The 3,073-nt window shown below is 60.1% G+C and carries 3 protein-coding genes; all 3 read right to left on the bottom strand.

The window, feature by feature from the left end:
• Positions 1-110: 110 nt before the first annotated feature.
• Genes IV500_RS21080 through IV500_RS21070 form a run of 3 tightly spaced genes read right to left on the bottom strand, consistent with a single transcriptional unit; the run spans position 111 to position 2,973 of the window.
• On the bottom strand, positions 111-1,112 hold the full coding sequence (locus IV500_RS21080) for a site-specific integrase (protein WP_196398779.1): 1,002 nt from the start codon (positions 1,110-1,112) through the stop codon (positions 111-113).
• Entirely contained in the window at positions 1,109-2,047 is a 939-nt protein-coding gene (locus IV500_RS21075) for a tyrosine-type recombinase/integrase (protein WP_196398778.1), read from the bottom strand. Before IV500_RS21075 ends, IV500_RS21080 begins: the two co-directional genes overlap by 4 nt.
• Before the next feature lie 8 nt (positions 2,048-2,055).
• A complete protein-coding gene (locus IV500_RS21070) occupies positions 2,056-2,973 on the bottom strand; it encodes a site-specific integrase (RefSeq protein WP_196398777.1) in 918 nt (305 codons plus the stop codon).
• Between the last annotated feature and the right edge of the window lie 100 nt (positions 2,974-3,073).

Here is a 3,073-nt window from a genome sequence, read left to right as displayed (position 1 = left end):
CACCTATTAGGTTCAGGGGCTGATTATGTGCAGTTCGGCGCTGAAGGGTCTGACTGGCCCCGCATCGATCGGGATTTTCGCTGCGTGTGCTTCCCGGTTGCTGCACATAATTAGAGTCCTTTTAAGAAGCCGAGGAGGCTGTCGTCGGGCCGGAAACGTGTGGGAATCTGGCTAGGTTCGGCCAGGTGTTCAAGGGCTGCTTCCTTAGCGGCAAGATCCGATTCGAGGTACTGATGCGTGGTTTCCGGGCTAGCGTGACCGAGCCACAAGGCTATGGTGGCCAGATCCACCCCGGACTGCAGCAAGTGCATTGCGGTGGAGTGGCGCAGGGTGTGAGGTGAAATGTGCTGGCCGCGCAAGGTTGGGCAATCTTGCGCGGCCAATACGACTGCACGTTCCAGACGATCTCGGACTCCAGAGCGAGAGATTGGTTGACCTGCCCTGTTGGGAAACACTGGCGCTTGCGCTTGGCTATCTATTCTCGTCAGCCAGGTCCGCAGCTCGGTCGCGGTGTTTTTCCAGAGGGGGATGACGCGTTCTTTGCGGCCCTTGCCGTGTAGATGCATGGCTGATTGACGTTCCAGTAGGACATCGCCTACGCGCAGTGCAGTGATTTCCGAGACGCGGGCGCCGGTGTTGTAAGCGGTGGTGAGCATGGCCGCGTCACGGCACCCGCTCCATGTGGAGCGGTCCGGGGCTGCCAGGATCGCGGTGACCTGCTCACGGCTTAGATAGCCAAGCACTGGCCGGTTGAAGCGCTTGGCGGGGATGTCCAGTACCCTGGCAGTGATCGGCAGCGAAGCGGGGTCGCGAATCGCCGCGTAACGCATGAACGAGTGGATCGCTGCCAGGCGCGCGTTCCGGGTCCGGGCGCTGTTATGCCGCTCGCTTTCCAGATGGTCAAGGAAATCCAGTATCGATGGTGCATCAAGATCAGCTATCTGTAACGCCGAGGGAGAGGTGCCGGTGTGCTTCTCGAGGTAGCCGAACAGTAGCTCGAACGCGTCACGGTAACTTTCCACTGTGCGGGCACTAACACCACGTTGGGCGATCAAGCGTTGAAGGAAGAAGTCCTGTACGAGCTGCGGGAATCCGATCTGCGGGGTTCTCATGACGAAGCCGTCCCCGGCCCGGCGAAGGCTTCAAAGCGGTCGGAAATGATGCCCATCAGTTCCGGGACCGCAGAGAAATACCAGTACAGGTTGCGCACGTCTTCGTGGCCCATATAAGTAGCCAGTACCGGGATCTTGGCATCAACATTGACGTTCTGGGCGTGCCACGCCTCAATACGCCGCACCACCATCCGATGCCGCAGGTCGTGGATGCGCGGTGCCCGAGTGCGCCCGACAGCGCTCCAGCCCAGCTGACGACGCAACACGGAGAACGTGTGATCCGCGGCGTTGTAGCTTATTCGGTCACTTCGATCGGTACGAAAGAACGCTTGGTCCTCCTCGGTGCGACCATAGCGGTGTTCTCGCTCGGTGGCGTATGTTCCCAACGGTCCCAAGGCGCTGGAATGCAGGGGCACGAGTCGCATCCGCTGGCGTTTACCGGCCCTGACGGTGATGATGCCGCTCTCTAAATCGACGTCATGGCAACTCAGCGCCAACGCTTCACTGATCCGTAAGCCGGTGCAGGCCAGCAGCCCGAACAAGGTTGCATAGCAACGGGGCCGTAAACCATCTGTCGAGGTCAGTGCCGAGGTAGCCTTGATCAAGTCACTGATCTCCTTGTCAGAGTAGATATGCGGCGGTTTGCGATGGCCGTTGGATCCCAACAGCCCGGGCGCAGGAACCTCGGTCTCGCCGTCGGTACCGGATAGATAGCGCAGGAACCCACGCACAATCCCCAGCCGGCGCGCCGGGTTATGGGGATCGACCGAGGCCGTTGCCGATGCCCAATTCAGGCTCAGCTCCAGGGGAACCGGGCCTGAATGACCGGCCGTATCCAAGAACCGCCCAAACGAACGCAAAGCGCGTTCCTGGGTTGGCGAGCGGTAGCCAAGTCCGCGGCGCAAAGCAATAAACTCGGCTACTTGACTGGTCATCTCTGTGCTCATGATGCAGTCTCCGGCCAAGGCATACCGACCTCGCGTAACGCAATGACGTTGACCGCCGCATAAATCCGGGTGGTGGCCAGCGAGGAATGTCCCATCAAGTCGCCGATTTCTTGCAGTCCTGCTCCATGCTCGAGCAGCCCCGTGGCCAGCGAATGTCGAAGCAGGTTGGAACCGCGTGTAGGGGCGGCAATGCCCGCCCTATCTAGGGCACGCTCAACGGCCCGCCGCACGATACTGCCACTGATCGGAGCCCCAATACGCAACTTATGCAGCACAAAGACTTCTCGGTTGCTGGTCTCGGGGCGTGCCTGCTGTAGATAAGCGGCAAGAGCCGTTCCCACCTCCTGGATCAGTGGCAACAATGCGCCATGGCCGGTCTTGCGCGAGCGGATCCGCAAGGTCGCATTGGACCAATCAAGGTCCTCCAACTGCAGGCGTGCGACCTCTCCGGCACGCAGTCCCAACCTGGCCACACACAGGATCATGGCCCGGTCCCGAAGATCCCTCGGCGACGTGGAGTCCAGCGAGGAAAGCAACCGTTCGAACAGCACCGTTTCCAGATGCCTGACAAGAGTCGTCCCACGCCGTGGCACCATCGGAACCGCATCGTCTAACCGATCCCTGCACAGTCCTTCCGAATGAAGGAACCTGAAGAAAACACGCAATGACGTTGCCACTTCTTCCACGGTCCGGGGCTGGTAACGGTCCGAGGCCCCGCACACGAACGCGAGCACTTCCGCCGGTCGGATCTGGTGGGGGTCGGGCGCGTTCCCGGCAAACACGGTCGTCATGAATTCCCCGGCATACCTGACGTAGTTGCGGCAGGTCCCCGGACACAGGCCACGGACCCGCCGCAAATACTCCTCGAAGGACACCAGTAGCGTGCCCACCGTCATTTCAACATCAATATTCATCGGATGACTCCTTGTATTCCATACGGGTTGGATACAAGAAGTGTCCCGATTATGTGCAGTCAACGAGAGAGTCATACAGTGAAATCCCGATCGATGCGGG

The organism is Arthrobacter terrae (assembly GCF_015708085.1).
GTDB lineage: Bacteria > Actinomycetota > Actinomycetes > Actinomycetales > Micrococcaceae > Arthrobacter_M > Arthrobacter_M terrae.
This window is presented reverse-complemented; position numbering and strand designations above follow the sequence as displayed.

Excerpts from the sequence above, each read along its gene's own strand:
- IV500_RS21075 (WP_196398778.1), bottom strand. The coding sequence starts at position 2,047 with ATGACCAGTCAAGTAGCCGAGTTTATTGCTTTGCGCCGCGGACTTGGC.
- IV500_RS21080 (WP_196398779.1), bottom strand. The coding sequence starts at position 1,112 with ATGAGAACCCCGCAGATCGGATTCCCGCAGCTCGTACAGGACTTCTTC.
- IV500_RS21070 (WP_196398777.1), bottom strand. The coding sequence starts at position 2,973 with ATGAATATTGATGTTGAAATGACGGTGGGCACGCTACTGGTGTCCTTC.